Annotated in this window: 23 protein-coding genes; 10 read left to right on the forward strand and 13 right to left on the reverse strand. The window is 42.1% G+C overall.

The annotated features are described in order from the left end of the window. Positions 1 to 404: 404 nt before the first annotated feature. A complete protein-coding gene (locus tag IDJ75_RS03100) occupies positions 405 to 860 on the reverse strand; it encodes a GIY-YIG nuclease family protein (protein ID WP_317173731.1) in 456 nt (151 codons plus the stop codon). A 264-nt stretch (positions 861 to 1,124) separates the two neighbouring features. On the opposite strand from IDJ75_RS03100, the gene IDJ75_RS03105 reads away from it, so the two are divergent. The 5 genes from IDJ75_RS03105 to IDJ75_RS03125 are packed head-to-tail and all read left to right on the forward strand — an operon-like array spanning position 1,125 to position 5,581. Beyond that, positions 1,125 to 2,273: an acyltransferase family protein gene (locus IDJ75_RS03105; protein WP_191174142.1), complete on the forward strand. Its 1,149-nt coding sequence runs from the start codon at positions 1,125 to 1,127 to the stop codon at positions 2,271 to 2,273. A gap of 18 nt (positions 2,274 to 2,291) precedes the next feature. Further along, the gene (locus tag IDJ75_RS03110) at positions 2,292 to 3,218 is read left to right on the forward strand and encodes a ChbG/HpnK family deacetylase (protein ID WP_191174143.1); all 927 of its coding nucleotides are present in this window, start codon (positions 2,292 to 2,294) and stop codon (positions 3,216 to 3,218) included. Between the two features lie 5 nt (positions 3,219 to 3,223). Further along, entirely contained in the window at positions 3,224 to 3,604 is a 381-nt protein-coding gene (locus tag IDJ75_RS03115) for a hypothetical protein (RefSeq protein ID WP_191174144.1), read from the forward strand. 6 nt (positions 3,605 to 3,610) lie between these two features. Beyond that, positions 3,611 to 5,143, forward strand: a complete 1,533-nt coding sequence (locus tag IDJ75_RS03120; protein WP_191174145.1) for an FAD-dependent oxidoreductase — start codon at positions 3,611 to 3,613, stop codon at positions 5,141 to 5,143. A gap of 12 nt (positions 5,144 to 5,155) precedes the next feature. Then, a complete protein-coding gene (locus IDJ75_RS03125) occupies positions 5,156 to 5,581 on the forward strand; it encodes an rRNA adenine methyltransferase (RefSeq protein ID WP_191174146.1) in 426 nt (141 codons plus the stop codon). Here the strand turns inward: IDJ75_RS03125 and IDJ75_RS03130 are convergent. Further along, a complete protein-coding gene (locus IDJ75_RS03130) occupies positions 5,571 to 6,767 on the reverse strand; it encodes an MFS transporter (protein ID WP_191174147.1) in 1,197 nt (398 codons plus the stop codon). The genes IDJ75_RS03125 and IDJ75_RS03130 overlap by 11 nt on opposite strands. 139 nt (positions 6,768 to 6,906) lie before the next feature. Here IDJ75_RS03130 and IDJ75_RS03135 point away from each other — a divergent pair, with 139 nt between their 5' ends. Further along, positions 6,907 to 7,584, forward strand: a complete 678-nt coding sequence (locus tag IDJ75_RS03135) for a response regulator transcription factor (protein WP_191174148.1) — start codon at positions 6,907 to 6,909, stop codon at positions 7,582 to 7,584. Positions 7,585 to 7,641: 57 nt separating this feature from the next. After that, positions 7,642 to 9,003, forward strand: coding sequence for a sensor histidine kinase (locus tag IDJ75_RS03140; RefSeq protein ID WP_191174149.1), 1,362 nt, complete (start codon positions 7,642 to 7,644; stop codon positions 9,001 to 9,003). 265 nt (positions 9,004 to 9,268) lie between these two features. Here IDJ75_RS03140 and IDJ75_RS03145 read toward each other — a convergent pair whose 3' ends face one another. The 4 genes from IDJ75_RS03145 to IDJ75_RS03160 all read right to left on the reverse strand — a co-directional run bounded on the left by IDJ75_RS03145 (position 9,269) and on the right by IDJ75_RS03160 (position 12,729). Next, on the reverse strand, positions 9,269 to 9,790 hold the full coding sequence (locus IDJ75_RS03145) for a hypothetical protein (protein WP_191174150.1): 522 nt from the start codon (positions 9,788 to 9,790) through the stop codon (positions 9,269 to 9,271). An 865-nt stretch (positions 9,791 to 10,655) separates the two neighbouring features. Further along, positions 10,656 to 11,168, reverse strand: a complete 513-nt coding sequence (locus IDJ75_RS03150; protein ID WP_191174151.1) for a hypothetical protein — start codon at positions 11,166 to 11,168, stop codon at positions 10,656 to 10,658. After that, on the reverse strand, positions 11,146 to 12,111 hold the full coding sequence (locus tag IDJ75_RS03155) for a hypothetical protein (protein WP_191174152.1): 966 nt from the start codon (positions 12,109 to 12,111) through the stop codon (positions 11,146 to 11,148). Before IDJ75_RS03155 ends, IDJ75_RS03150 begins: the two co-directional genes overlap by 23 nt. A 273-nt stretch (positions 12,112 to 12,384) precedes the next feature. Further along, positions 12,385 to 12,729 (reverse strand): hypothetical protein, encoded by a 345-nt coding sequence (locus tag IDJ75_RS03160; protein ID WP_191174153.1) that lies wholly within the window; start codon positions 12,727 to 12,729, stop codon positions 12,385 to 12,387. A 146-nt stretch (positions 12,730 to 12,875) separates the two neighbouring features. Here IDJ75_RS03160 and IDJ75_RS03165 point away from each other — a divergent pair, with 146 nt between their 5' ends. From IDJ75_RS03165 to IDJ75_RS03175, 3 genes are all read left to right on the forward strand, one after another. After that, entirely contained in the window at positions 12,876 to 14,147 is a 1,272-nt protein-coding gene (locus IDJ75_RS03165) for a TolC family protein (protein WP_191174154.1), read from the forward strand. Between the two features lie 26 nt (positions 14,148 to 14,173). Next, complete coding sequence (locus IDJ75_RS03170; RefSeq protein WP_191174155.1) at positions 14,174 to 15,268, forward strand: efflux RND transporter periplasmic adaptor subunit; 1,095 nt, start codon at positions 14,174 to 14,176, stop codon at positions 15,266 to 15,268. A 121-nt stretch (positions 15,269 to 15,389) separates the two neighbouring features. Further along, positions 15,390 to 18,527: an efflux RND transporter permease subunit gene (locus IDJ75_RS03175; RefSeq protein ID WP_191174156.1), complete on the forward strand. Its 3,138-nt coding sequence runs from the start codon at positions 15,390 to 15,392 to the stop codon at positions 18,525 to 18,527. A gap of 46 nt (positions 18,528 to 18,573) precedes the next feature. On the opposite strand, the gene IDJ75_RS03180 is transcribed toward IDJ75_RS03175, so the two are convergent. The 7 genes from IDJ75_RS03180 to IDJ75_RS03210 all read right to left on the reverse strand — a co-directional run bounded on the left by IDJ75_RS03180 (position 18,574) and on the right by IDJ75_RS03210 (position 25,099). After that, positions 18,574 to 19,155 (reverse strand): TetR/AcrR family transcriptional regulator, encoded by a 582-nt coding sequence (locus IDJ75_RS03180; protein WP_191174157.1) that lies wholly within the window; start codon positions 19,153 to 19,155, stop codon positions 18,574 to 18,576. A 54-nt stretch (positions 19,156 to 19,209) separates the two neighbouring features. After that, on the reverse strand, positions 19,210 to 19,965 hold the full coding sequence (locus IDJ75_RS03185; RefSeq protein WP_191174158.1) for an SDR family oxidoreductase: 756 nt from the start codon (positions 19,963 to 19,965) through the stop codon (positions 19,210 to 19,212). 117 nt (positions 19,966 to 20,082) lie between these two features. After that, positions 20,083 to 21,387: an NAD(P)/FAD-dependent oxidoreductase gene (locus IDJ75_RS03190; protein WP_191174159.1), complete on the reverse strand. Its 1,305-nt coding sequence runs from the start codon at positions 21,385 to 21,387 to the stop codon at positions 20,083 to 20,085. Positions 21,388 to 21,581: 194 nt separating this feature from the next. Beyond that, positions 21,582 to 22,439, reverse strand: a complete 858-nt coding sequence (locus IDJ75_RS03195) for a sigma-70 family RNA polymerase sigma factor (RefSeq protein WP_067057630.1) — start codon at positions 22,437 to 22,439, stop codon at positions 21,582 to 21,584. Positions 22,440 to 22,592: 153 nt separating this feature from the next. After that, positions 22,593 to 22,784, reverse strand: coding sequence for a cold-shock protein (locus IDJ75_RS03200; RefSeq protein WP_067057627.1), 192 nt, complete (start codon positions 22,782 to 22,784; stop codon positions 22,593 to 22,595). A gap of 461 nt (positions 22,785 to 23,245) precedes the next feature. Continuing rightward, entirely contained in the window at positions 23,246 to 23,836 is a 591-nt protein-coding gene (locus IDJ75_RS03205; RefSeq protein WP_191174160.1) for a hypothetical protein, read from the reverse strand. Positions 23,837 to 24,325: 489 nt separating this feature from the next. Beyond that, positions 24,326 to 25,099: a hypothetical protein gene (locus tag IDJ75_RS03210; RefSeq protein WP_191174161.1), complete on the reverse strand. Its 774-nt coding sequence runs from the start codon at positions 25,097 to 25,099 to the stop codon at positions 24,326 to 24,328. Positions 25,100 to 25,561 lie beyond the last annotated feature (462 nt).

Below are 25,561 nucleotides of genomic sequence, written 5' to 3' on the forward strand. Positions count from 1 at the left end.
AGCTTATCGAACCACTCGCCGAAGTTGCAAAGCGTTCAAGTCTTCGACGAGCTCAGACTGACAAAAAAGTATGTCATGGTGAGCTTGTCGAACCACTCGCCGAAGTTGCATAGCGTTTAGGTCTTCGACAAGCTCAGACTGACAAAAAAAGTATGTCATGGTGAGCTTGTCGAACCACTCGCCGAAGTTGCAAAGCGTTCAGGTCTTCGACGAGCTCAGACTGACAAAAAAGTATGTCATGGTGAGCTTGTCGAACCACTCGCCGACTTTGCAAAGCGTTCAAGTCTTCGACGAGCTCAGACTGACAAGAGGGGTGGAACTGTCATGGTGAGCCTGTCGAACCACTCGCCGACTTTGCAAAGCGTTTAGGTCTTCGACAAGCTCAGACTGACAAAAAGAGTATGTCATGGTGAGCTTGTCGAACCATTCGCCGACTTTGCTAATTCAGGAAGTAGGTCCCATCTGCAGTTTATGATAGCTTCTTTCTTGGCTCTTCGCCATCCTTTAACCTGCTTTTCAAATGCGATAGCCTGGTTAATGTCAGCAAATACTTCATTGAAGACCAGTTTCAGTGGCCTGCGTTTAAATGTGTAACAATTGGGGTTTTCACCAGATTCGTGCTCAATCATGCGTCTTTCAATATTATTTGTTACACCAGTATAATATGATCCGTCGCTACACAAAAGTATATAAACATGATAATGGTTCATTATAACTAAGTTAGCAAAAGTTAAATAATGCAAAGCTTTCAGGTCTTCGACAGGCTCAGACTGACAAAAAAGTATGTCATGGTGAGCCTGTCTAAGTTGCAAAGCGTTTAGGTCTTCGACAAGCTCAGACTGACAAAAAAAGTATGTCATGGTGAGCTTGTCGAACCATTAGCAGTTCGTTCAAGTTTTCGACGAGCTCAGACTGACAAAAAAAAGTATGTCATGGTGAGCCTGTCGAACCATTAGCAGTTCGTTCAAGTCTTCGACAGGCTCCGACTGGCAATCAAACATGAAAATAATTATGGAAATACTTTTGCAAATTATTTAAAAAGTATCCTATATTTAATGGTACATTCATAAACCAAATGCCGGTACCCTTAGCCGGCTTGTTCAACCCTTATTATCATAAACACCATGACTGCAAAAAAAGCCGATGGCACTGCTGATGTAAACACATCGCCGTTTACTTATGAACGCCTGTATTCGTTAGATGCCCTGCGTGGGTTTGATATGTTCTGGATACTGGGTGGCGAGGAGATCTTCCACACCCTTGCCAAAGCAACCGGTTCGCCGTTTTGGGGCAGCATTGCCAACCAGTTTACCCATCCGGATTGGAACGGTTTTCACTTGTACGATCTGATATTCCCACTGTTTTTGTTCCTGGCGGGAGTGGCCACGCCCTATTCTATTGGCCGCGAGTTGGAAAAAGGCGCAAGCAGGCCGCAATTGGTGTTGCGTGTTATAAAACGTGCGGCCATATTGATACTGCTTGGCTTACTTGTTAATAACGGGCTGAAAACACTTAAATCTATCGACGAGATCCGTTTTGCATCGGTACTGGGCCGCATCGGCATTGCCTATATGTTTGCCAATATTATTTACCTGTATGCCAACCGCAAATGGCAAATAGCCTGGTTTTGGTTTTTCATTATCGGGTATTGGCTGTTACTTAAATTTACATCGGCACCGGGTTTCGCGCATGGCGACCTCACCATGCCGGGCAACTTTGCATCGTATATGGATAGGCTGCTGCTGCCGGGTAAGCTTTATCTGGGCATACATGATCCTGAGGGCTTGTTCTCCACCATCCCGGCTATCAGTACAGGTTTGTTGGGCATACTGGCAGGTGCACTGTTAAAAACCGGCCATCAGCATAAAGGGCGAAAGGCATTTATATTGGCTGTGGTTGGTGTTATATTCCTGGTAATAGCGCAGGTTTGGAACCTCGATTTCCCGATCAATAAAAACCTTTGGACAAGCTCGTTTGTGATGCAGGTTGGTGGTTTAAGCTTACTGCTTTTGGCTTTGTTTTACTATGTGATAGATGTGTTGGGATATAAAAAATGGGCTTTCTTTTTTAAGGTGATAGGCATGAACTCTATCCTTATCTACATTTCCAGCAAATTCATCAACTGGAACTACGCTACCAATGGTTTTTTTGGCTGGCTGGGCGAGTGGGTTGGCAGCCCCTACAATATCGTGGTAATGGCTATTTGCTTTATTATGGTTAAATGGATGTTCATGTATTTCCTGTACCGCAAAAAGGCCTTCTTAAAAGTGTAATAAGTAATAATATCTGCTATGAAAAATATAAAACACCTGTTCTTTTTATTATTGAACGTTGCTGTAATGCAAACGGCGTCGGCACAAATGTCTATCCAGGTTTTGCCACGGCTGATGTTAAGACTTGACGATATTGGCATGAACCACTCTGTAAACATGGCCATGCAAAAAATGGCCGATACAAAAATGCCTTTCTCAGCGTCGGTACAGTTTGCCTGCCCCTGGTACCAGGAAGCAGTAGAGATCCTGAAAAAGAACCCGCAGATAAGCGTTGGCGTGCATTTAACCCTTACCAGCGAGTGGAAGAACTACCGCTGGGGGCCGGTTACCGGGCGCGAGGCGGTGCCGAGTTTGGTAGATAAGGTTGGCTACTTTCCGCAAAGTACAGAGGCCTTTGCCAAAAGCGGGTATAAGACAGAGGAGGTAGAGAAAGAGTTATCAGCACAGATAGAAAGGGCGCTGGCATCGGGCCTGAAAATATCCTACATCGATCCGCACATGGGCATAGCGTTATCAACTCCGGCATTGCGTGCGCTTACCGAAAAGCTTGCCCGTAAATACAAACTGGGTATATCAACCCTAAGCGAAACCGTTTACTTTGGCGAAACCTACAAGGAGATGTGGGGCGAGCCTGTAGCTACCAAAAAGAAAGCCTTTTTAGCTTATGTAACCAACAAGTTAAGCAAGAACAGACCAAACCTGGTGGTGATACATGTTGCCTTGCAAACGCCCGAAATGAACGCCCTGTTTGATATGAACAGTAGTATGATGAACACCAAAGCAGGCAAACCACTTACTGCCTTGCACCGCGAAACAGAACTGAACATGCTGCTCTCGCCGCAGTTTAAGGCGCTGGTTAATAATAAGTTTACGCTAACCAACTATACCGAACTGATCAAGGAGCGGGGCGTAGGAAGCATGAGACTGGAAGTGGTGAAAAACTGAAAAGTATGGAACGGAGGTTATTTGTAAAACTATCGGCCTTTACCGCACTGGCGCTTACCCTGCCAATGGTGCATGGCTGCGGTGGGGCTAAAGAAATGGCGGTGGCACAGCCCTATTTACTTTCGCAACTGGTTGATGATAAAACGATTGACGAGGCCGGGCTGGCTTACCGTAAAACTCATGCTGCCGAGGATAATAAGGAGAAGTTATCGCAGCTGCTTTTGGGTGGTAAAGATGTTGCGCTAAGTAAGAACGAGATACAAGCCATGCTTGATAAACGGGTAACAGCCGATTTTAAACAGGGTAATATCCTGGTGGTAAGGGGCTGGGTAATGTCGGTAACCGAAGCCAGGCAGTGCGCGCTTTATTCATTACTTAAATCATAACCGGCCATGCATATCGACGCGAGAAATATTGATAACAATAGCCTGATCGAAGGTGATATTTGTATAGTAGGATCGGGGGCGGCAGGCATAAGTATGGCGCTTGAATGGTTGAACACTCCCTATAAAGTAATATTACTGGAAGGCGGAGGCTTTGAATACGAATCCCGGATGCAGGACCTGTACAAAGGCAAAGTTACCGGGCAACGTTACTACCCGCTCGAATCGGCAAGGCTGCATTATTTTGGCGGCACAACCGGGCACTGGGCAGGCTTCTGCTCGCCTTTTGACCCTGTTGACTTTAAAGAACGCGACTGGGTGCCGCATAGCGGATGGCCCATCAAGCGCGAAGACCTTGACCCATACTATGCCCGTGCCCACAAAAACCTCGATCTTGGCCCTTATGAGTACGATGTAAAATACTGGCAGGATAAAGACCCAGAGCTAACATCGCTGCCGTTTAATGATAAGGCCGTTTTTAATAAAATATGGCAGTTTAGCCCGCCCACACGTTTTGGCACCAAATACCGCGATACCATTGTAAAAGCACCCAATATCCATCTGTACACGTATGCCAATGTAACGGATATTACTGCAAACGAAAGTGTAACGGCTATAAAAGAAGTTACTGTGAAAAATTTTGCCGGCAAACAGCATACAGTTAGGGCAAAGCAATTTATTATAGCCTGCTGTTCTATACAGAATGCGCGCCTGCTGCTGGCATCAAACAAACAGGCGCCAAAAGGCCTGGGTAACCAAAACGATAACGTAGGCCGATACTTTATGGAGCATTTGGAGATAAAATCGGCCGAACTGTGGCTCACCAAGCCCCAGGAGCTTAAACTTTACCAGTGGGATTGGGGCGTTAAGCACCGCGCCGAACTGGCCATAAGCGAGGAGCTGCAGCGAAAGTACCGCATATTAAACGGCACGGCATCATTAACGCCTTTAGAGATAGCCAAAACGCACACCCCGATGATCGATCTTTGGAGCGCCGATACCGCCAAAACCAACGCGTTTATGCATGCCGATCAGGAAAAAGCTAAAAAAGAAAAATCCTTTAAAAGCTACAAGGCATTTGAACTGTTTACCCGGGTAGAGCAGGCGCCAAATCCTGATAGCCGCGTTACTTTAGAAAATGAAAAAGATGCGCTTGGCGTACCGCGTGCTACCCTTCATTGGGAGCTTACCCCCCTGGAGAAGCATAGCCTGCGCAGCATCTACAAAATAATAGGCGAACAGATGGGCATCAGCGCTACAGGCAGGGTACGCCTGATGGATTACCTGCAGGACGAGAACGATAACGCCTGGCCATCATTTACGGGCGGGGGCTGGCACCACATGGGTACCACCCGCATGGCCGATGACCCTAAAAAAGGTGTGGTTGATGCCAACTGCAAAGTGCATGGCATAGCCAATTTGTACATGGCCGGTGCATCGTGCTATGCAACTGCCGCCGCGCCAAACCCTACGTTAACGCTAACCGCGCTAACTATACGGCTTGCCGATCATTTAAAGGAAAAGGTAAAGCAAAGCGTTTAAAATTATAAGTTTATGCAGTTCGACCCTGAAAATCCCATCAATAAACTTTGCGCCAAAGGCATGATGCTGGAGGGCGAGGGCAAACCCGAACAGGCACTGATATTATTTGAACAAGCCTGGAACGAGGCTAAAAATAATACAGAGAGGTTTACAGCCGCGCATTATGTTGCGCGCCGGCAGGATACAGTTGCGGGTAAATTAATCTGGGATGAAACCGCATTAAACTTAGCGCTCGAAATTAACACCGATGAGATAAAAGCAATATACCCATCCCTGTACCTAAATGTTGCCAAATGTTACGAGGATCTGCAGGATTTTGCCAATGCACATGATAACTACCAGCTTGCGCTTAGCTTCGCAACTTTTTTACCTGCTGATGGTTACGGCGATATGATAAAAGCCGGTATCAATAATGGGATAAACCGGGTTAAACGGTAGCTTTTTGTTGATTAGCCGCTTTGCCTTTACTCACCATAACAATTGCTATGGCTATAACGCCCCATAAAAGCATTTGCCAGGTGCTCATGTTCCATTCGCCCATTTTCCACGATAGCAGGCCAAAATAAGTACCTGCCGATCCGCCTATGAAATAGGTGGTCATGTAAATGGTGTTGAGCCTGCTGTGGGCGTGTTCATCAAGCGCATAGATACGGGCAAAGTTGGTTATCTGGGTAGCCTGTACGCCTATATCTAAAAAGAAGATAGCTATAACAAGCGCCGCGATAGAGTACGGGAATATCTTTAGCAAAATAACACTCGCGATGATCGTCCCTACCGATATAAGAAGGGAGCGGTGCGTGTTGCCTTTATCTGCCAGTTTGCCAAACCACGGGGCTACCAATGCGCCCCCAATAGCTATAAACCCAAACAAACCTATAGTGCTGGCCGAAAAATTAAGCGGCGCATTACTCAGGTGAAAGGTTAAGGTGGTCCAGAAAGAGCAGAAGATGCCGAAGGTGAAGAAACCTAATAATGCAGCCTGCCTTAATATTTTAAACTCGCCGACTAATGATAAGGCCGATTTAAGCAAACCAACGTAGTTGCCTTTAAACTTAGGCGGCACGTTTGGCAAATAAAATTTAAGCAGTATAGCAACAATAAATACCATCCCTGCCGATATGCCATAAACAAAACGCCACCCCAGCCAGCCGGCAATTAACCCGCTGATAACCCGCGCGCCTAATATCCCTACCAATATCCCGCTGAAAACTTTACCTACTGTTTTACCACGGTTAACACTATCGAGCGTGGCGGCCATAGGCATCAGTATCTGGGCCGATGTTGCAAAGAGGCCAACAAATAAACTGAGCGCGTAAACCTGGTATAGCTTTGTAGCAAAACTAAACCCTGCAAGGGTGGTCATCAATAAGATACTAAGTAACAGGATGAGCCGTTTACGGTTCACTTTATCGCCAAGAGGGATCAAAAAGAACATCCCCAAACCATAACCCAATTGCGCAAACATAGATACCTTCCCAATTTCGGACCCTGAGGCATGTACAGATTCGCCAATATCTTTAAGAATGGGCTGATTATAATAAATATTGGCTACGGTAACGCCTGCGGCAACAGCCATCAGGGGGATTATTGCGGGGTGTAGCTTGGTGCCTGTGGTAGTGGTCATGGCTGCAAACCTAATAAAATGGGTTTCGGCATCAAACACAGGCGGGCTTTATATGCGCTGTAATGTATATTTGTGAAAGTAAGTTGACAAATAGGCTCAATTTACCTTGAATATTTTCATATTTGAAAAAACGCTCAGCATGATCAGGATCTGTGTTATAGAAGATGAAGAAAAGGTATCATCATTTATAAAAAAAGGCCTTAACGAACACGATTATGAAGTAGATATTGCCGATACCGGCGAAGTTGCTTTAGAAATGGTACAGGCAAACGAATATAACCTGATGATATTGGATGTTATGCTGCCGGATATGAGCGGCATCGAAATTTGCCGGCAGGTACGCAGGCATCAGCCCCAACTGCCTGTACTGATGTTAAGCGCCCTGGGTACAATTGATGATAAAGTGAACGGCCTGCACTCGGGTGCTGACGATTATTTGGTTAAGCCATTCCATTTTAATGAGCTGCTTGCACGGATAGAGGCGCTGCTTCGGCGTAAAAAACTGGCCGATGGTGACGATCACATCCTGAGCTTTGGCGGCCTTAAACTAAACACCTGGGATAAAACCGCCGAGCGCGAGGGCAAACAGATAAACCTTACCGCCAAGGAGTATAGTTTGTTGGAACTATTCATCAAAAGCCCAAATAAGCTGCTATCGCGCGAGTATATTATGGAACGCGTTTGGGGTATAAATTTTGATACCGGCACCAATATGGTTGATGTTTACGTAAACTATCTGCGAAATAAAATACAAAAGGGGTTTGATAAAAAGCTAATTCATACGGTTATTGGTATGGGGTATATCCTAAAAGATTGACAAGGGACTAAACAAGGGAAGCAAAATCACTAATTCGTTAATTCAAGCTATCACTAATTGAAAATAAAAACCCGGCTATCGCTTTATTTTACGCTCATCAGTTCGGGGGCGCTGCTGCTTGTTTTGGTGGCTTTGTATATTGCCGTGTATTCGTTTTTTACTGCCGATTTTTATAGCCGTTTAACCGACCGTACCAACCTTGCCTCGCAATTGTATCTTAAGGCAGATGAACTGGCGGCCGACTCCCTGTTACAAGTACAGCAGCAGTACCTCGAGAAATTGTCGGGAGAGGTGATCCGTATTTACGACCGTAATGACATGTCGGCCTTTAAAATGGATCATAACATTTATTGGACAAAGGATATCATTAACCAGGTACGCCGGGATGGTTACATTGAGTATGAAGAGGGCCGGCGTAAAGTGGTGGGCAAATTTTATCACGATAATCAGGGCGATTTTGTGATCCTGGCATCAGCAATTGATATCAACTCGCAACGCCGGATGATCATCCTGGGGCAGATAGCCAGCTCGCTTTTTGTTGTTTTTGGAGTGATATTGTTTTTTGCGGGGCGTAAATTTGCTCAAAAGGCACTCTCTCCGGTTGATAAGGTAATCGCTCAGATCAGGAACATCCGGTCCAGTAACCTGCACCTGCGGGTAAGCCAGGTAAACAGTAAAGACGAGATAGCCGAACTGATAGATAACTTTAACCGCCTGCTGGCCCACCTGCAAAATGCCTTTGAGTTACAGCAAACCTTTGTGGCGAATGCATCGCACGAGCTGCGCACGCCGCTTACCAGTATAATGGGCGAGGTTGAGGTTGCGCTGGAGAAAGATCGCGACAAGGTGGAGTACGAACGCATTCTGTCATCAATAGCTACTGATGGCGCGCGCCTGCAGGAAACCATTACCAGCCTGATGGAACTTGCACAGGTTGACCTGAACTATACCCAGGCCAAACTAAGCCCGGTGAGGGTGGATGAATTGGTTTGGGAACTGGAGGAACAATGGTCGGCGCGCAAAGGGGCGGGGATGCTCAAAATTCAGCTGGCCAACCTGCCTGATGATGACGAGCTGTTAACCATCATGGCCAACAAATCAATGCTATACATAGCCCTCAATAATATTATTGATAACGCCTTTAAATATTCCGAACCGCACCCCGTTACCTTAAGTTTTGAAGCAACGGTAGCGCACATAAAAATTGCGGTTACAGACCAGGGCCCGGGCATCAGTAAAGAAAATGCTGAAAGGATATTTAACCCATTTTTTAGGGCTAATAAGGATAAGAGCATACCGGGCAGCGGGATAGGTTTATACATCACCAGCAAAATAATTGAACTTTTTAAAGGCACTATCCGCGTAGAACCAGGTGCAGAGAGAGGCAGTACATTTATAGTGGAGTTTTTAAAAGGATAAGACTGGTGTAAATTTCCCCAGGATAGATAGGGTGGATCTTATAAATATTCGAAAATAGAACATCGCCCGGAACAACACCCTCCCAACGAGAGAATGCAGAGGTTTAACAAAGCGGATAATCCCTACCTCTACAAATCCATTCATCTATTAGTGCCGTTGTAGGTGTTGTCACCAACAACCTTTAGGCCTGTTTTGAAATAGCATATTATTAATGCATGGCGGCTTGTTGGTGACAACACCAACAAGGGCGAAATATGATTATAATTTACATATTATTTTTTGAAAGAACAGATATGATTACCGTTGGCAAAATGACAGTAGACCCAATAAAACTTTGGCCTTTAAATTTGGTTAGCGATTGAATATTATCATATGTAAACACACCTTCTTTGTTTGGTGAATTAGGTTGATAGCTAATAGGAATTAACATGGACGTATTTAAATATGATTTTTGCTGAGCATACCTTTCCAATGTTTTTTTGAAACTTTCAATATCATTGTTATTTAAATATGCATTTTTAAACGCGGCATCTGTATTGTCAGAAAAAATAATGTCTGTGATTTTTCCGGTTTTAGATACATCAACTTTAAGAATAGTGAAAACGGGCGTTTTATTACTTATATAAGTTGGGGAGTAATACGTAAAATAAATTCCATTTAGGATTTTATTTAAAATACCCTGCTCTGTAGTAGGATTAACAAACTCAGACGGCTGAACGTTTTGAGCGGGCAAATTCTTTGAAAAGAAGCAGCCAATTATTAATAAAGTGATGGTGATATATTTCATAATTGTTTAACTACACTCCCAACAAGATCAAGTGATAGCAATGGTGTTCTTAATATCTCGGATCCTCTATCATCGATATGATGGGATTAAACAAAAAAACAGTGTTGGGTTCAATCTCTCTTTGATGAGCATATCCCGACATAACCTTGCTTAAAATCTCTGTGGGTGTATAGTTAACTGTTTTGGGAATATCGCACGATGTTTTAAGGTTTTCAACAGTTAAACAGAAAACCAATGTTTGGTTTTTTGGCATACTTTTATTTGAAAATCGATATCCTGTTAAAAACCCGAAACTCTTTCTCATATCATCCGATGTCTCGTTTAAAACTTTGTACTCAATGATTTTTTTGTTTCTTATAGTGATTTTTACAATAGCGTAATGCCAATTACAATTGTTAATTACCGATTTAGGTATAAAATATTTACTGGAAACAAAATGCCTAAAATCTTTATATTCCGATTCTTGTTGATATGTAAATGGAAGTACTAAAAAAAGCAGATTTATTATTGTTAGTTTCATATCAATATGAATTATTTTGTACACGGAGTTCCACTTGCGCCAGATTTATACCTGTCATTAGCCTCTTTTAGTGCCGTTGTTGGTGACAATACCGAGAAGGGCGAACCATTGCCTTCAAACATAGGTTATTAACAAGGTTTTTAATAGTAGGTGTACATGGCCCGCCGCCAGAAATTAAATTAACACGTTTCCCATCAATTGATGATACTGCTACGGGTGGGCAATTCGATTCACGTCACCGCACGGGCTTCTGAAAGAGACTCTGCGGCCGTATGAAAGGCATCGCAGAGTCCACAATGTAAGCCCCTGCGACGAAGGAATTTACAACACCTTGACAGATATTACTTATTGTTGCCGAGGATAAAAGGCTTTTATAATTAAACCTGGTATAATGACGGTTTGAGGATCATCCTTATAAATTTTGTAATAAATTGCCATAATAGTCTCTACCGCTTGATTGGGAGCATAAAATCTTTTCTCACCCTCTTTTGGTATACAAATTTCGGAATTGTCTATTGAAAAATAAAACACAACCGGATGGCCTTTTATTTTCATTTTTTGAGAAAATTGGTAGCCAATCAAAAAATCAAAGGCCCTTCCCATCCCCAGAGGTGGCTTATTAACAAAATCATATTTGATAATCTTGTTATGGGTATCAGTTTTAACTTTTACAATAGCGTACATCCATTCGCAATCGTTTTTTAAAGTGTCCGGTAAATTGTAATTTTTAATAACAAATTTTGAAAAGTTATTTATATCCCTTGTTGATTGTGCGTTTGATGGTATATAAAGTATTATTAAAATTAATATTATTACAAATTTTAAACCTACCTTTTTAAGGGTTACATGGTGCTCCATTAGTTCCATTTTTATAAGCATTATTAGTATTTGCAATATTATTTTTTTCTGCTTGGCTAAGGCTTGAATACAAACTTCCTGCTTCCTGGATTAAACCACCCCAAGCCAAAGCCTTGGCATCTGATGCCGACATGTTAGGATACATTGCTTGCAATTGAGAAGACATTGAAGTAATATAGTTTCTTGCCATGTCTAAGTGTTGGTTTACAATTGTTTGACTATACCATAAATAAGCATGTAGTGCTTCATGCATAATTGTCGCAGTGATGTATTCTTTAGATGCATTACTTAAATTTGTATTTAATCTTATTTCTACACTCATAAAATCTAATTCATGACTTGGAGTTCCATCTGGGTTTTTCTTAAAGCTAAAATTATCTATACCAGTATCACCATCTACAGTAGGCGCTCTAAAACTCTGAGGCGGTGCATCTATAAAGCTAATATTAAAATCACTGTTCTGATCAAATACAGAATTCATCGATTCTTTAATACTATAGTTAACATTCTTGGCTATAGATGCATCAACCATCTTTTTTAAACATGGGTTATTAACAAGATTTTTAATAGTAGGCGTACATGGCCCGCCGCCAGAAATTAAATTAACACGTTTCCCATCAATTGATGATATTGCTACCGGTGGGCAATTCGGGTTTGGTGGGTTAGGGAAATTTCCACCACCACCTCCGCCGCCTGATCCTCCTCCGCCACCACTACCGCCGCCTGATCCACCACCACCTTCTCCGCCTGTAGGGTTACACTCTGTTTCATAGGTGTACTCATAGTGAGCTGTACAACCGGTAGAGGAAGTTGCCGGATTATCACCTACTGTTATACACTCCCATGTTACCGTAGTTATCGGTATAGTGTGACAGGTTTGCACCAGATTAACTTTTATTTTTGAATCATTAACCTGCTGGCTGTTTGTTGTATAATCACTCAACGTTATTGTTTTAGTGATCGCTCCATTAGCGTATCGCCATCCGCCTAAAAACTTGCCTTGTATCAAAATACAGCAGCCTGCCGCTATAAGCCGGGTCCTTACTTTGGTAAGAGTTTTTGTTTAGTTTAGTAAAGTCGCCGTTTATATAGGCGGTATCAGCTACCAATACCATAAACCATCCCCTGAAAACACCTGCACTATCTTTCTGTATTAAGTAGCTGGCCTTGGTATAATTGTTTTGCTGTGTTGCCCGGCTGCCATCGGCAGTGTTTATTAAAAAGATAACCCGCTGCTAAACAGGGGCATTTCTATGATCGTCCCTTTATCTTTTTGATATACGGCTGTTTTATTCCAGTCGGGCTTTAACCCGTCGCTCCATTTGCGTTTATTAGTTCCTGTAGCATTGGTAGCAAGCGATTGTTCTTTATTGATAGCATCGTTTCTTTCAAACCAACTTTTGGCTTCCTGTACAAAAGCACTTTGTTCCTTTTGATTTAGTGGCTGGGAGGAATGAGAATTATCTTTTTTACAACTGTAAATAATAGCAACACAAACAATAAACAGAATAATACACAGCTTGAAAATAGCGCCGTTGCCTTTAGTATAAAGTTTCTTCATTGTGACAGGTAAATATTCTGAAAGGTAATAAACTAAGCCGAATAAAGCAAACAATACTCCACTGTAAATTCTAATGCAATTCTAATTCAGTTTTAATGTGTCTCTAATACACGTGCAATAGTTTTGGTACTATCAAACAAAGCACAATGTTACGCACGTATTACAGAATTTTTATACTTTTTGCCCTTGCTATTCTATGCGGGCAAAAAGCTTCGGCCCAAACGGATACACTTCGTATTACCATTAAAGATGCAGAGAAAACCTTTCTGCAAAATAACCTTAGCCTGCTTGCTCAAAAATACAATGTTGATGCTGCACAGGCATTGGTTAAACAAGCCAAACTGTGGGATAACCCTGTTTTAAGTACCGACCAAAACATTACCGACGCCAACAAGAAGTTTTTTAACCACAGCAATGGTAACGGGCAGGTACTGGTACAGTTAAGCCAGGTTTTTAAAACAGCCGGCAAGCGCGGCAAGCAGGTACAAATTGCTAATGATGATGTACAGATACAGCAAGCGCAGTTTAACGACCTGTTGCGCAACCTGCATTATAACCTGCTGCTTGATTTTGCGCAGGTGGCCAACCTGATAGACCAGCGCAAGGTTTACCAGATGGAAATTGCATCGGCAACCAATATGGTAAACGCCATTGATAAATCATACCAGGCAGGTAACAACTCATTAAAAGATGTTATACGTTTAAAAGCATTGAATTTTGGCTTGCAGAATGACCTGGTTGAAATAAACCGCCAGATAAACGACCTGCAAAGCGAGCTCAAAACATTGCTTGCAGCAAACCCGAACCAATTTATTGCCCCTCAGATAACTTTTAACAATACCGATACCATACTTAACGCCGCCACACTGGCCGAGACTGCCAAGGCCAACCGCGGCGATTACCTGGCCAATCAGTACTTGTTAAACCAAAACAACCACAATTTTGCGCTGCAAAAAGCAATGGCTGTGCCCGATATAACCATCGGTAGCACTTTTGACCAGAACAGCAGTTATGCGCGCAATTTTGTGGGTTTGGAAATTAGCCTGCCGCTACCAATATTTAACCGTAACCAGGGGAATATTAAAAATGCAAAACTTGCCGCCCAAAGCCAGGAGTACACCCTTAAGAACAGCGAACTGCAGTTAAATAATGATGTTTATTCGGCGGTGCAGCAGTACCAGCTAAGCCAGCAATTACTCGGCTCAAAAGAGAACGACTTTTATGCGAAATACGACCAGCTTTTTAAAAGCATGGGCAAAGGCTTTCAGCTAAAACAGATAAACCTGCAGGAGTATGTAGACTTTTTTGACTCGTACCGCGAAACCAAACTTAAAATTTTACAGCAGCAGCTAAACCTGCAAAAAGCCATAGCCGATTTAAACTACGCTGTAGGCACTACCGTAATAAACCCATTATAAGCAATAAGCATCAGCAATAAACATAAATGAAAAAGCAAATTATATACTTAGGCCTTGGGCTAATTGGCCTTACCGCTTGCCAGGATAAAAAAACCGGCACTATGGAAACCAAACAGGTTTGCATAAGCGATTCGCTGGCAAAAATGATAAAGATAGATACCGCCAAAAGCACACCAATGAAGGATGAGCTTACCCTGTCGGGCGAGGTATCATTCGATGAAAATAAAGTAGTGAAAGTGTTTCCGTTTACCAGTGGGCAGGTGATGGAGGTAAAAGTATCATTAGGTGATAAGGTAACCAAAGGCCAGGTGCTTGCGGTTTTGCGCAGCGCTGATGTTGCCGGCAGCTATACCGACCTTACGTCAACAAAATCTGACCTTGCCATTAGCAAACGCCAGTTAGAGCAGGCCGAATACCTGTATAAGAACGGTATATCAAGCGAGCGCGATTACACCGAAGCAAAAGAGAACTATAACAAAGCGGTTGCCGCGAATAGCAAAGTCCGCGACCAGATTGCTATTAACGGCGGTGGCAATACCAACGCCAGCGGCTCGCTTGTTATTAAAGCGCCGGGCAGCGGTTATATTGTTGAGAAGAATATCTCGGCAGGTAACTTCATCAGGCCTGATAACAGCAACAGCTTATTCACTATATCTGATATGAAGGATGTATGGATCTGGGCAAACGTATTTGAATCGGATATTACAAAGGTGAAAAAGGGTTATGATGCCAAAATATCAACACTGGCATATCCTGATAAAGTTTTTAACGGTAAAATAGATGAGATAAGCTCGGTTCTTGACCCTGATAATAAAGTGATGAAAGTACGTATTGCTTTAGATAATCAAGATATGCTGCTAAAACCCGAAATGTTTACCAATGTGCTTATCACCAATAACGAAAGCACAACATCGGTAGCCATACCGGCATCAGCAGTGATATTTGACAGCAGTAAAAACTATGTAGTAGTTTATAACAGCAAATGCGATTTGCAGGTACGTGCAGTAAACGTAATAAAAACTGTGGATAGTGTTACTTACGTGGCCTCGGGCTTAAAACCGGGCGATAAGGTAGTGTCAAAAAGCCAGTTGTTGCTTTATAACGCCTTAACGGAAGATTAATTGAATAAGGATTATTAGAATCAGGAATAGAATCAAGATGTAAGAGTCAGAAATCAAAGCAGGGATAAATTTATCATGTCTTTGGTATTCGCTCCGGCCTTAGGCCTTCAAAAACAAATAAATGAACAAGCTAATTAAAAATATCATATACTTCTCGCTACGGCACCGGGCGATGGTATTCTTCTTGACTGCGGTGCTGGCTGTATTGGGCGTCTGGAGCTACTTGAATACCCCTATAGAGACGTTTCCGGACGTTACCAATACGCAGATCATCGTAATTGCACAATGGCCAGGCCGCAGCGCCGAAGAGGTGGAGAAAATGATAACCATACCCATGGAAACAGTGCTGAACTCGGTACAGAAAAAGGTTAACCTGCGTACCACTTCATCATTTGGCCTGTCATACCTGCGCATCATTTTTGATGATGATGTGGATGATGCCTTCGCCCGCCAGCAGGTACTAAGCCGCCTGCAGAACGCAGACCTGCCCGATGGTGTGAAACCTGAGGTGGAACCACCTTACGGCCCAACCGGCGAAATTTATCGCTATACGCTGAAAAGCAAAACCGAATCACTCCATGAACTTACTGCCATACAGGATTGGATACTGGACCGACAGTTTAAATCTATCCAGGGGGTTGCCGATGTAAACAGCTTTGGAGGCGAGGAAAAAACTTACGAGGTAAGTGTAAACCCATCATTATTACAAAAGTACGGGCTTACATCGCTTGATGTTTACAACGCTATTAACCGCAGTAACATTAACGTAGGTGGCGATGTAATTGAAAAGAACGACCAGGCTTTTGTGGTGCGTGGTATCGGTTTGATCAACAACATCAGTGAGATCCAGAACATCATTATTAAAAACGTAAACAACGTGCCTATACTGGCCCGTAATGTGGCCGATATAAAAGAAAGCGGCCTGCCACGCCTGGGGCAGGTAAGCCGCGACAGGCAAAAGGATGTTATTGAGGGTATTATTGTAATGCGCAAGGGCGAAAACCCGGCTGTTGTACTGGATAAGATCCGCGAGAAGGTAAAAGACCTGAACGAGAATGTACTGCCTAAGGATGTGAAGATTGATACCTTTTACGACCGTACCAACCTGATGGATTTTTGTACCGAAACGGTGATCCATAACCTACTGGAAGGTATTGTGCTGGTAACCGTTATCGTGTTTTTGTTTATGGCCGACTGGCGTACCACGCTTATTGTTGCTATTATTATACCATTGGCTTTATTATTCGCCTTTATATGTATGCGTATAAAGGGGATGACGGCCAACCTGTTATCGATGGGGGCGGTAGATTTTGGGATCATCATAGATGGGGCCGTGGTGATGGTTGAGGGCATCTTCGTAGCGCTCGACCATCGCGCCAGGGAACTGGGGATGGAGAAATTTAACAAGATTGCCAAGCTTGGTTTATTCAAAAATGTTGGTGCCGAAATGGGCAAGGCCATCTTCTTCTCCAAACTCATCATCATCACCTGTTTGATCCCCATCTTCGCGTTCCAGAAGGTAGAGGGTAAAATGTTCTCACCGCTGGCTTATACCTTAGGGTTTGCCTTATTAGGCGCGTTGCTATTTACCTTAACATTGGTGCCTGCATTATCAAGCATCCTGTTAAGAAAAAATGTGAAGGAAAAACACAATCCGGTTGTGCTGTTTTTTGAGAACGGCATCCGTAAAATGTTTGGGTTTACTTATAAAAACCAAAAGCTGAGCCTTATTGTTGCGCTTGCCTTTATGGGAGTAACTTTCTTCTCGGCTAAATTCTTAGGTACGGAGTTCCTACCCGATTTGAACGAGGGCGCCCTTTGGGTAGAAGCTGAGTTGCCGATGAGCGTATCGCTTACCCAGGCCGAGAACATCAACCAAAAAATGATGCAGATTTTGGAAAAATTTCCAGAAGTAAAGCAAACGCTGGCACAAGTGGGCCGTACCAATGATGGTACCGACCCTAAGGGTTTCTTTAACGTGCAGATCCAGGTTGATCTAAAGAATAAAAAGGAATGGCCGAGTGGCTTAACCGAGGAAGCACTGATAGACCAAATGGACGGGCAATTGCGTAAACTGCCGGGTATAGTGTATAACTACTCGCAACCCATACGTGATAATGTTGACGAAGCCGTTGCCGGTGTTAACGCCAGTATGGCCGTTAAAATTTTCGGTGGCGACTTTGAAACGCTTGATCATAAGGCCGATGAGGTATTAAAAGTGCTGAAGGATGTAAAAGGTGTAGATGACCTTGGCGTATTGCGTAACCTTGGCCAACCCGAGTTTAGAATTGAGCTTGACCAGCAAAAGATGGCATTGTATGGCGTTGCCACTGCCGATGCCAACTCGGTAATAGAAATGGCTATTGGCGGTAAAGCTGCTACCCAGTTATATGAGGGGGAGCGTAAGTTTGATATACGCCTGCGGTACCAGAAACAATACCGCGATACTGAAGAGAAAATAGAAAACCTGATGGTACCTACCATGAACGGCTCTAAAATATCCATCAAGGAAATATCAACAATTAAACAACTGACCGGTCCGGCATTTATCTTCAGGGATAATAACACGCGCTACATAGCAGTCAAATTTTCGGTGCGTGGCCGTGACCTGGGCAGTACCATTGCCGAGGCACAGCAAAAAGTAAATGCCGCCGTAAAACTTGATAAGGGCTACGCATTTACCTGGAACGGCGAGTTTGAGAACCAGATACGTGCATCAAACACACTGGCCCACGTGGTACCTATTTGTTTGTTGGTTATCTTCCTGATCCTATACATCACCTTTGGTAATGCCAAGGATGCCATGCTTACCATTATGAACGTACCGTTCGCGCTCATAGGCGGGATACTGGCATTACATATTACACATACCAACTTTAGTATATCTGCCGGTATAGGTTTTATAGCCTTGTTTGGGGTGTGTATCCAAAATGGTGTGATATTGATCTCGGTGTTCCGCAAGAACCTGGAAGAGCATATGCCGCTTAACGAGGCCATACTTGAAGGGGTGATATCGCGTGTGCGCCCGGTGGTGATGACCGCCCTGATGGCCGCTATTGGCCTTATGCCTGCCGCATTATCAACCGGTATAGGCTCAGAAACCCAAAAGCCTTTAGCCATTGTGGTTATTGGCGGGTTAATAACTTCTACTATTCTTACCCTCTTAATATTACCTGTTATTTATTCCATCGTTTATCGTTTGATACACAGGCGCGAAAACAGGAAGTTATTAAAAAGGATAGGTGTAGTTAGTGCTTAGTTTATTGTTTGAACATTGTATAGCCCTAAAGTAGGCCGCGAGGGTGCTACTTTAGGGAGTACAATGCTACATCGGCAATATTTTGCATTACCTGCCTGCCTGCGCCCGAACGTGCTGTTACCCTTAAAGCGCTAATAGTAGCAAAAATAAATTGTGCTATAGCGCGTGATGATAGCGGGTTTAAAACCTGGCCGCTTTGCCGTCCCTTTTCAATGGCGGCTACAAGTGCATCTTCTACGCTTTGGTTATTTGCAGTTACTATGTCGTTTATTTCCTGGTCCTGGCCTGAAAGCTCCACGGCGGTATTCACCATAAAACAACCTTTTTTCATGGTATCGGCCATGTCTTCATCTATAATATTATTAAAGATCTGTTTGATGGTTTCGCTAATATCCTGCGATTGCTGAAGCGTATTAAGCATAAGCCCGGTACGCTGCTGCTGATACATTTTGAGCGATTTGGTAAACAATGTACGCTTATCAGTATAGGTGTTATACAAGCTGGACCTGTTAATGCCAAGGCCGTCAACAAGGTCCTGCGCTGATGTGGCATGGTACCCTTTCTTCCAGAATATATTCACCGCTTTTTCCAGCAATTCATCTTCATCAAAATCCTTTTTACGTGGCATAGCATTATCAAATAATAATTAACAAAATTGGTGTAAAATAGGCTGTTGGGCCAATTAATAAGTAACCGCGTTAACAGTTAAGCCACCGTCAACAACAAGTTCGGTACCGGTTATAAACGATGCATCGTCAGAAGCCAGGAACCTTACCACGTTGGCAATTTCTTCGGGTTTAGCAAAGCGTTTTAATAAAATGCGTTCGCCTAATATTGTTCCAAAGCCACTCACTTCTTCTTGGGTTAAACCAATTTTGCCGTAAAGCGGGGTGGCAACCGGGCCGGGCGATACCGCGTTTACACGGATACCGCGTGGGGCAAGCTCTACAGCCAATACCTTGTTCAAAGATAGAGTTGCTGCCTTACTGGCCGCATAAACACTGCTGTTTGGCATAGCTAAGGTTGCATTTACCGATGTGTTGAACACAATAGATGCACCATCATTTAAAATAGGGATGAATTTTTGAACGGTGAAATAAACGCCTTTCAGGTTCAGGTCTATTATGCCGTCAAAATGCGCTTCGGTAGCACTTTCAACCGGGCTAAAATTGGCTACGCCTGCATTCAGGAACAGGATATCAACTTTATCAAATTGGGCTTTAACCTGGGTCACTAATTCGTCTATCTGGCCCAATTGCCCCTGGTCTGATACGATACCGGTAACGCCAAGTTCATCAGCTGCTTTGGCTACTGCATCTTTATTGCGGCCGGTGATGATAACGTTTGCGCCTTTATCGGCTAATTCTTTTGCTGTTGCGTAACCAATACCGCTGTTACCACCTGTAACTACGGCTACTTTGTTTGTTAAAATTTTCATTGTTATGAGTTTATGTGTGTTTTTGTGATTTGATAAAGCAAATATAAACGTTTTGAAATGTTCGTTCCAAATTAAATCAAAAAATAATGAAACGATCGTTTCATTATTGCAATTCTATTACACTCCCGACTTAAATATCATCCTAAACGACTGATCGCGGCTAATATAAGCCACAGCCCAGTTGTATAAAGTGCGCAGTTTATTGCGGTAGTTTACCAACGATATAAGGTGGATAAACAGCCACATAAATAATGCGATGATGCCACGGAAATGAACCTTGTGCTTAAACAGGTCAACCACCGCCTTGTTACGGCCTATAATGGCCATATCGCCTTTGTCAAAGTATATAAAAGGTTTTAAAGGCTGGCCTTTGGCCATGGCTATAAAGTTATTGGCCAGGGTTTTGCCTTGCTGTATGGCAACCTGGGCTATCTGCGGGTGGCCTTTCGGGTAATCAGGGTCGGTAGTGAGTATACATGCATCACCAATAGAATAGATGTTCTCTAAGCCCAGTACTTTATTATGCTCGTCGGTCATCATACGCCTGCCGGGGCCAAGGCTTGTTGCAGGGATGCCCTCAAAGGTATTGGCGGTAATGCCCGCCGCCCATATCAGGGTGTTTGATTCTATCACTTCGCCGTTTGATAGCAGGATCTTGCCATCAACATAATCATTTACGTGCAGGTTTAGCTTAACTTTTACACCAAGTTTGGTTAGTACGTTATATGCTTCCTGGTGCGTTTTCTCGCTCATGGCGCCAAGCAGGGCAGGGCTGCCGTCAACAATGTAAATGCCGCCCGGCTGGTTGATCAGTTCGGGGTAATCTTTAGGGAAGATGTAATTCTTCATCTCGGCCAACATGCCCGATACCTCAACACCGGTTGGCCCGCCGCCGGCTACAACTATGGTAAGCAGCTTTTTACGTTCAATGGGGTCTTTGGTAATGGCAGCTTCCTCAAGTGTTTGTAATAAGGCGTTACGCATGCGCAGGCCATCGTCAATGGTTTTCATCGGGATGGCGTTCTTCTCTATATTCTCGTTGCCAAAAAAGTTTGTTTTGGCGCCGCTGGCAAATACAAGATAATCGTAATCCAGTTCGCCGTCGTTTAAATAAATGGTTTTGGTAACCGGGTCTATCTTTACGGGTTCGCCCATCCGGAAACGGATATTATCCTTACGGAAAAGTTTGCGGAAAGGGTAGCTGATGCTCGATGGCTCTAAAAAGCTGGTTGATACCTGGTAAAGCAGCGGGGGGAAATAATTGTAGTTGTTTTTATCAACCAGGGTAACCTGGTAGTTTTTATTTTTTGCCACGTTTTGTGCAAAGTTAACACCGGCAAAACCGCCCCCAATAACCACAATTTTTTTAGCAGTTACGGGTTGGTTACCTGTGAAAGCTGTAGGGTTAGAAAGATCGCTCATTTGTGTAAGTTTATGTTTGTCACCGTTATAAATGACGATGTAAAGGTACTTATTGTAATTTATACACTATGTATGTTTCCTTATATTTTACACAGTGTTGATGATGCATAATTAAGCAATTTCCCGGCCACAAAAAAACCGCTTTCAAACAATTTAAAAGCGGTTTTTTTAATATCTCTGCAGGTTAGCAAATACTACAAGTATGATTGCAGCGCGCCACTACGCGATGATTGTTTGATGCGTTGCAGGGCTTTATCTTTTATCTGGCGTACACGCTCGCGGGTAAGCACAAATTTTTCGCCTATTTCTTCTAAGGTATGGGTATGGTTATCGCCCAGGCCGTAAAATAACATCAGCACTTCGCGGTCGCGTTCACCTAATTTAGACAGGGAACGGCCAAGCTCGGTAGCTAACGAATCATGGATCAAACCACTATCGGTTGATGGATCATCATTATGCATAACATCAAGCAAGGTACCTTCTTCACCTTGTTGAAAAGGAGCATCGATAGATACCTGGCGGCCCGAGTTACGTAACGAGTCGGCAATTTTCTCCACCGTAGTTTCCAGGCATTCTGCCAGTTCTTCGGGTGTAGCTTCGCGTTCAAGTTCCTGCTCAAGCGATGATTGTGTTTTCCTGATCTTGCTCAGGGTGCCTATCTGGTTCAATGGCAAACGTACCGAACGCGATTGATCTGATATGGCTGATATAATTGATTGGCGGATCCACCAAACGGCGTACGATATAAATTTGAAGCCTTTGGTCTCATCAAAACGGCGGGCGGCTTTTATCAGGCCAAGGTTACCCTCGTTAATCAGATCGCCAAGGGTAATGCCCTGGTTTTGGTATTGCTTTGCAACCGATACCACAAAGCGTAAGTTAGCTTTGGTAAGGCGCTCTAAAGCGGCCTGGTCGCCTTCACGTATTTTTTGTGCCAGGATAACTTCTTCCTGTGCTGTAATGAGGTCTACTTTACCGATCTCTGTTAAGTATTTATCAAGCGATTGGGTTTCGCGGTTGGTAATGGATTGACTTATCTTAAGTTGTCTCATTTAATAGGGCTAATGCGGCACCGGGTGCCTGCGATTAAATAATATATTAAACTTTAAAAGAGCGGGGGAAGGGCGTTTTAAATAGCCCTTGAAAAACATAAAAAGCATTCTCCGGTTTAGGGAGAATGCTTCACGATCATTTATTATAGTGTGTTAAGCTATTTTAACTTTTACCGCGTTAGGGCCTTTTTTGCCTTCTTCAACTTCGTATTCTACAGTATCGTTTTCGCGGATGCGATCAACTAAACCTGTTGAGTGTACAAATACTTCTTTGCCACCGTTACTTGGGGTAATGAATCCAAAACCCTTTTCTTCATTAAAAAATTTTACTGTTCCTTGTTGCATTATATTAATTTAAATAGTGACAAATATACCTTTAATTATTCACATTAAATGGCATAAATAAATTATTGATACACTTTTACTTATAAAATAAACTTTTTTGTAAGGAAAATGACTCATAGCCTACAAAGCATACAGAGGTTAACTTTACAGCATCAGGTTACTATAAGGTGTGTATGTTTATATAACGGTATAGGGCCGGTAATTGTTTTGTCAACCTCATATCACATTTTGTTACATAAAATACACGCGCCTGTTTTTTACGTTTGTATACTTGCAGGCATTAACGGGCCGGCACCTAAAATTTATATGAAAAAAAAACCGCACCTAACGCTCGCACAGGCGTTTCCGCGGAGGCTTAAATCAGGTAAATTCTTTGCAGCCCACACAAGTTGAAAATTTTCTATGTTTTGGGTTGAAGCCGCAAGCTTTGACCAGTAGGGGGTACCCCGCAGTTATATTATTTAGTACCTGAAAAAACTATTTATGCTTGTGTTATCAGGCCATACGTAATCTATCAACCACTTGTCTTTGCCTTTAGTCAATTGAAAAATCATATCAACATTTTTCTTAAAGTTTATACCAACAAGAGCCTTATTGTATATAATTAGAATTTTAGTGATTTTAAATTTTCTTAAATTTTCTAATATTTCCTCGGGTTCGAAAGTATTGAGTACGATGTCCTTATCTAATCCATCTATTTTGATTAATTCTCCTTTTTTAGGTTCTTTTCCAATGAATTTTTCATAATACTTAAAATATTCTTTTAACTGCCCAATATATAGTTCCGAAGTAAAACCACTATTTCTAAAATTATTAAAATAGGTTTCTAAGCTATCACGATCAAAATAGGTTTTCACGCTATCTTTCCCATCATATCGGGGAACAAAATATTTTTCACCTAATTTTTCTTCTCCACCAGCTTTATGCCACTTTAAAAAGTTAATACAGGTTTGTTTTATTTGAGCTTCTTCAGTCTGATTTTTTGTTTTTTGGGCAAAAGCAAATGAGTAAAAAAATATAAGTGAAAAAATTATTGATGTTGTTTTTTTCATTATTCTATAATTTAATGCTTTAACCGATCAAAGTATCAGATGCTGTGTCTGCTTGAAATATATTAATCCTATCGAGTTTGGCTTTATGTGTCGCACCAATATAATAACTTAGCAAAACATCGGCAGGTGACGATATCTGATCATTTTGGCCCTCTGTATTTTGTCGCGTTTTGGTTTGCGCAGCAAATACATTTATTAAGCATAGCGTTAAAGCAAAAAAATAGCCCCTTACATTAAAATTAAAATTTCATTGGATTATACTATTTACTATTTATGGAGTAAAGGGATTTTCATTGTGACAGCTAAGGTGGTTACTATATAAAACAATATTTTATATAGTAAAAGCAAAATGTTGCGGCTCTTTTTATAGAGTTTAATATCGAGTGTTTTTTGCCTATTATAATTATGATTGCGAACTTTCCTGTAAAAAAGTTACTCCCGTAATTCAATAATCGGTTTTATCCGGCTGATATATAAGTAAGTCATATGTTAGATTACCTCTTTAATTAAGTATTTAATATGATTACTCATATCCTCTGTGCTTTGGTATTTAGTAATATCAAAGTCCATGATAGCTTCTCCATTAATTATTAATTTATATACATAATTGCTATCTCGCCAATCTACCTGTTTAATTTTGATAGTATTAGATTCGTTTTGATATGTAATAAACCACACCAAATTTTTGTAAGGGGGAGAATCCTCCGAATCTTCTATCAATTTATAACCTTCTTTTAGCAAAAAAACAGTCGCTTTTTTTAGTCGAAACGAAGGGTTATTGTCCTGTGTATAAGATGATATATCAATGTTGAACTTTTGTTTATAATAATCTATTTTAATTTGCTTTAAAGCGGTTATATTAAACCACTCTATACTACAAAATGTATTTTTATTCAAGTGTAGCAGCTTGCATGTATTTTCAATAACCGATTCTCTTCCAACTAAATTGTGGCTGAAATCATCTTCGTTATAATTAGTAATTTCTGATAATAATGCTAAATCGGTTATACTTATGCAGTTTTTTGCATCATTATATCCGGCCCAATCTTTAATTTTCCTTCTAATAACAACACTGATGTACTCGTTACTATCGGCCAATGCTATCTCAATTTTTTTATTATTCGGCTCACTAGTGTACTCAATTAGATAGTAATTTTTATCTTTTTCTAACTCATCTACCCTTGTAGTTTTTATATAACCACAATTGTTTAAAAAAGATAGCTTTTCAGTAATTAGATTCGTGCTTTCTATGATATTTATCATTTATAAACATAACTCCTTTCCATCATATAATACGGGCTCCTGCTTGTCCTGCTTTTATCAATACCAATATCAATTATAGAATATCCCTGACTTATTTTTTGTTGGATTGGCAAAATGTCTTATGTGCCGTCATGTACATAACTTCGCCGCTCATCAGCACCCACGTTTAGATAATAAATGATGTGAACGTCCACTCGCGCGATAGCCCGGCAATGTGAACGCTTGAAGGCAAAGTAGTTTAATACCTCACATAAAGACGCGATAAATTTATTTCTCTTTCGCGTATTCGCGTAAAAAACCTCTGTGAACTTCGTTTTTTTCTATCCGCACTGCCCGACAACTATAAATGTATTAAATACCAATTAAATACATAGTCCTAATAATTCCCTTGTAAGGAAAATGACCGGCTATCTACAAAGTGAGTGAGATTGGTTTACAGCATTGGCCGCTATAGTGGGTATT

The organism is Mucilaginibacter rigui (assembly GCF_014773275.1).
Taxonomy (GTDB): domain Bacteria; phylum Bacteroidota; class Bacteroidia; order Sphingobacteriales; family Sphingobacteriaceae; genus Mucilaginibacter; species Mucilaginibacter rigui_A.

What these genes read in the sequence shown, in the direction of transcription:
- IDJ75_RS03180 (WP_191174157.1), bottom strand. Translation starts at nt 19,155, where the DNA reads ATGCCACGTAAAAAGGATTTTGATGAAGATGAATTGCTGGAAAAAGCG.
- IDJ75_RS03210 (WP_191174161.1), bottom strand. Translation starts at nt 25,099, where the DNA reads ATGATAAATATCATAGAAAGCACGAATCTAATTACTGAAAAGCTATCT.
- IDJ75_RS03195 (WP_067057630.1), bottom strand. Translation starts at nt 22,439, where the DNA reads ATGAGACAACTTAAGATAAGTCAATCCATTACCAACCGCGAAACCCAA.
- IDJ75_RS03175 (WP_191174156.1), top strand. Translation starts at nt 15,390, where the DNA reads ATGAACAAGCTAATTAAAAATATCATATACTTCTCGCTACGGCACCGG.
- IDJ75_RS03185 (WP_191174158.1), bottom strand. Translation starts at nt 19,965, where the DNA reads ATGAAAATTTTAACAAACAAAGTAGCCGTAGTTACAGGTGGTAACAGC.
- IDJ75_RS03105 (WP_191174142.1), top strand. Translation starts at nt 1,125, where the DNA reads ATGACTGCAAAAAAAGCCGATGGCACTGCTGATGTAAACACATCGCCG.
- IDJ75_RS03165 (WP_191174154.1), top strand. Translation starts at nt 12,876, where the DNA reads ATGTTACGCACGTATTACAGAATTTTTATACTTTTTGCCCTTGCTATT.
- IDJ75_RS03135 (WP_191174148.1), top strand. Translation starts at nt 6,907, where the DNA reads ATGATCAGGATCTGTGTTATAGAAGATGAAGAAAAGGTATCATCATTT.
- IDJ75_RS03120 (WP_191174145.1), top strand. Translation starts at nt 3,611, where the DNA reads ATGCATATCGACGCGAGAAATATTGATAACAATAGCCTGATCGAAGGT.
- IDJ75_RS03170 (WP_191174155.1), top strand. Translation starts at nt 14,174, where the DNA reads ATGAAAAAGCAAATTATATACTTAGGCCTTGGGCTAATTGGCCTTACC.
- IDJ75_RS03160 (WP_191174153.1), bottom strand. Translation starts at nt 12,729, where the DNA reads ATGAAGAAACTTTATACTAAAGGCAACGGCGCTATTTTCAAGCTGTGT.
- IDJ75_RS03100 (WP_317173731.1), bottom strand. Translation starts at nt 860, where the DNA reads ATGACATACTTTTTTTGTCAGTCTGAGCTTGTCGAAGACCTAAACGCT.
- IDJ75_RS03200 (WP_067057627.1), bottom strand. Translation starts at nt 22,784, where the DNA reads ATGCAACAAGGAACAGTAAAATTTTTTAATGAAGAAAAGGGTTTTGGA.
- IDJ75_RS03150 (WP_191174151.1), bottom strand. Translation starts at nt 11,168, where the DNA reads ATGGAGCACCATGTAACCCTTAAAAAGGTAGGTTTAAAATTTGTAATA.
- IDJ75_RS03130 (WP_191174147.1), bottom strand. Translation starts at nt 6,767, where the DNA reads ATGACCACTACCACAGGCACCAAGCTACACCCCGCAATAATCCCCCTG.
- IDJ75_RS03190 (WP_191174159.1), bottom strand. Translation starts at nt 21,387, where the DNA reads ATGAGCGATCTTTCTAACCCTACAGCTTTCACAGGTAACCAACCCGTA.
- IDJ75_RS03205 (WP_191174160.1), bottom strand. Translation starts at nt 23,836, where the DNA reads ATGAAAAAAACAACATCAATAATTTTTTCACTTATATTTTTTTACTCA.
- IDJ75_RS03125 (WP_191174146.1), top strand. Translation starts at nt 5,156, where the DNA reads ATGCAGTTCGACCCTGAAAATCCCATCAATAAACTTTGCGCCAAAGGC.
- IDJ75_RS03115 (WP_191174144.1), top strand. Translation starts at nt 3,224, where the DNA reads ATGGAACGGAGGTTATTTGTAAAACTATCGGCCTTTACCGCACTGGCG.
- IDJ75_RS03110 (WP_191174143.1), top strand. Translation starts at nt 2,292, where the DNA reads ATGAAAAATATAAAACACCTGTTCTTTTTATTATTGAACGTTGCTGTA.
- IDJ75_RS03145 (WP_191174150.1), bottom strand. Translation starts at nt 9,790, where the DNA reads ATGAAATATATCACCATCACTTTATTAATAATTGGCTGCTTCTTTTCA.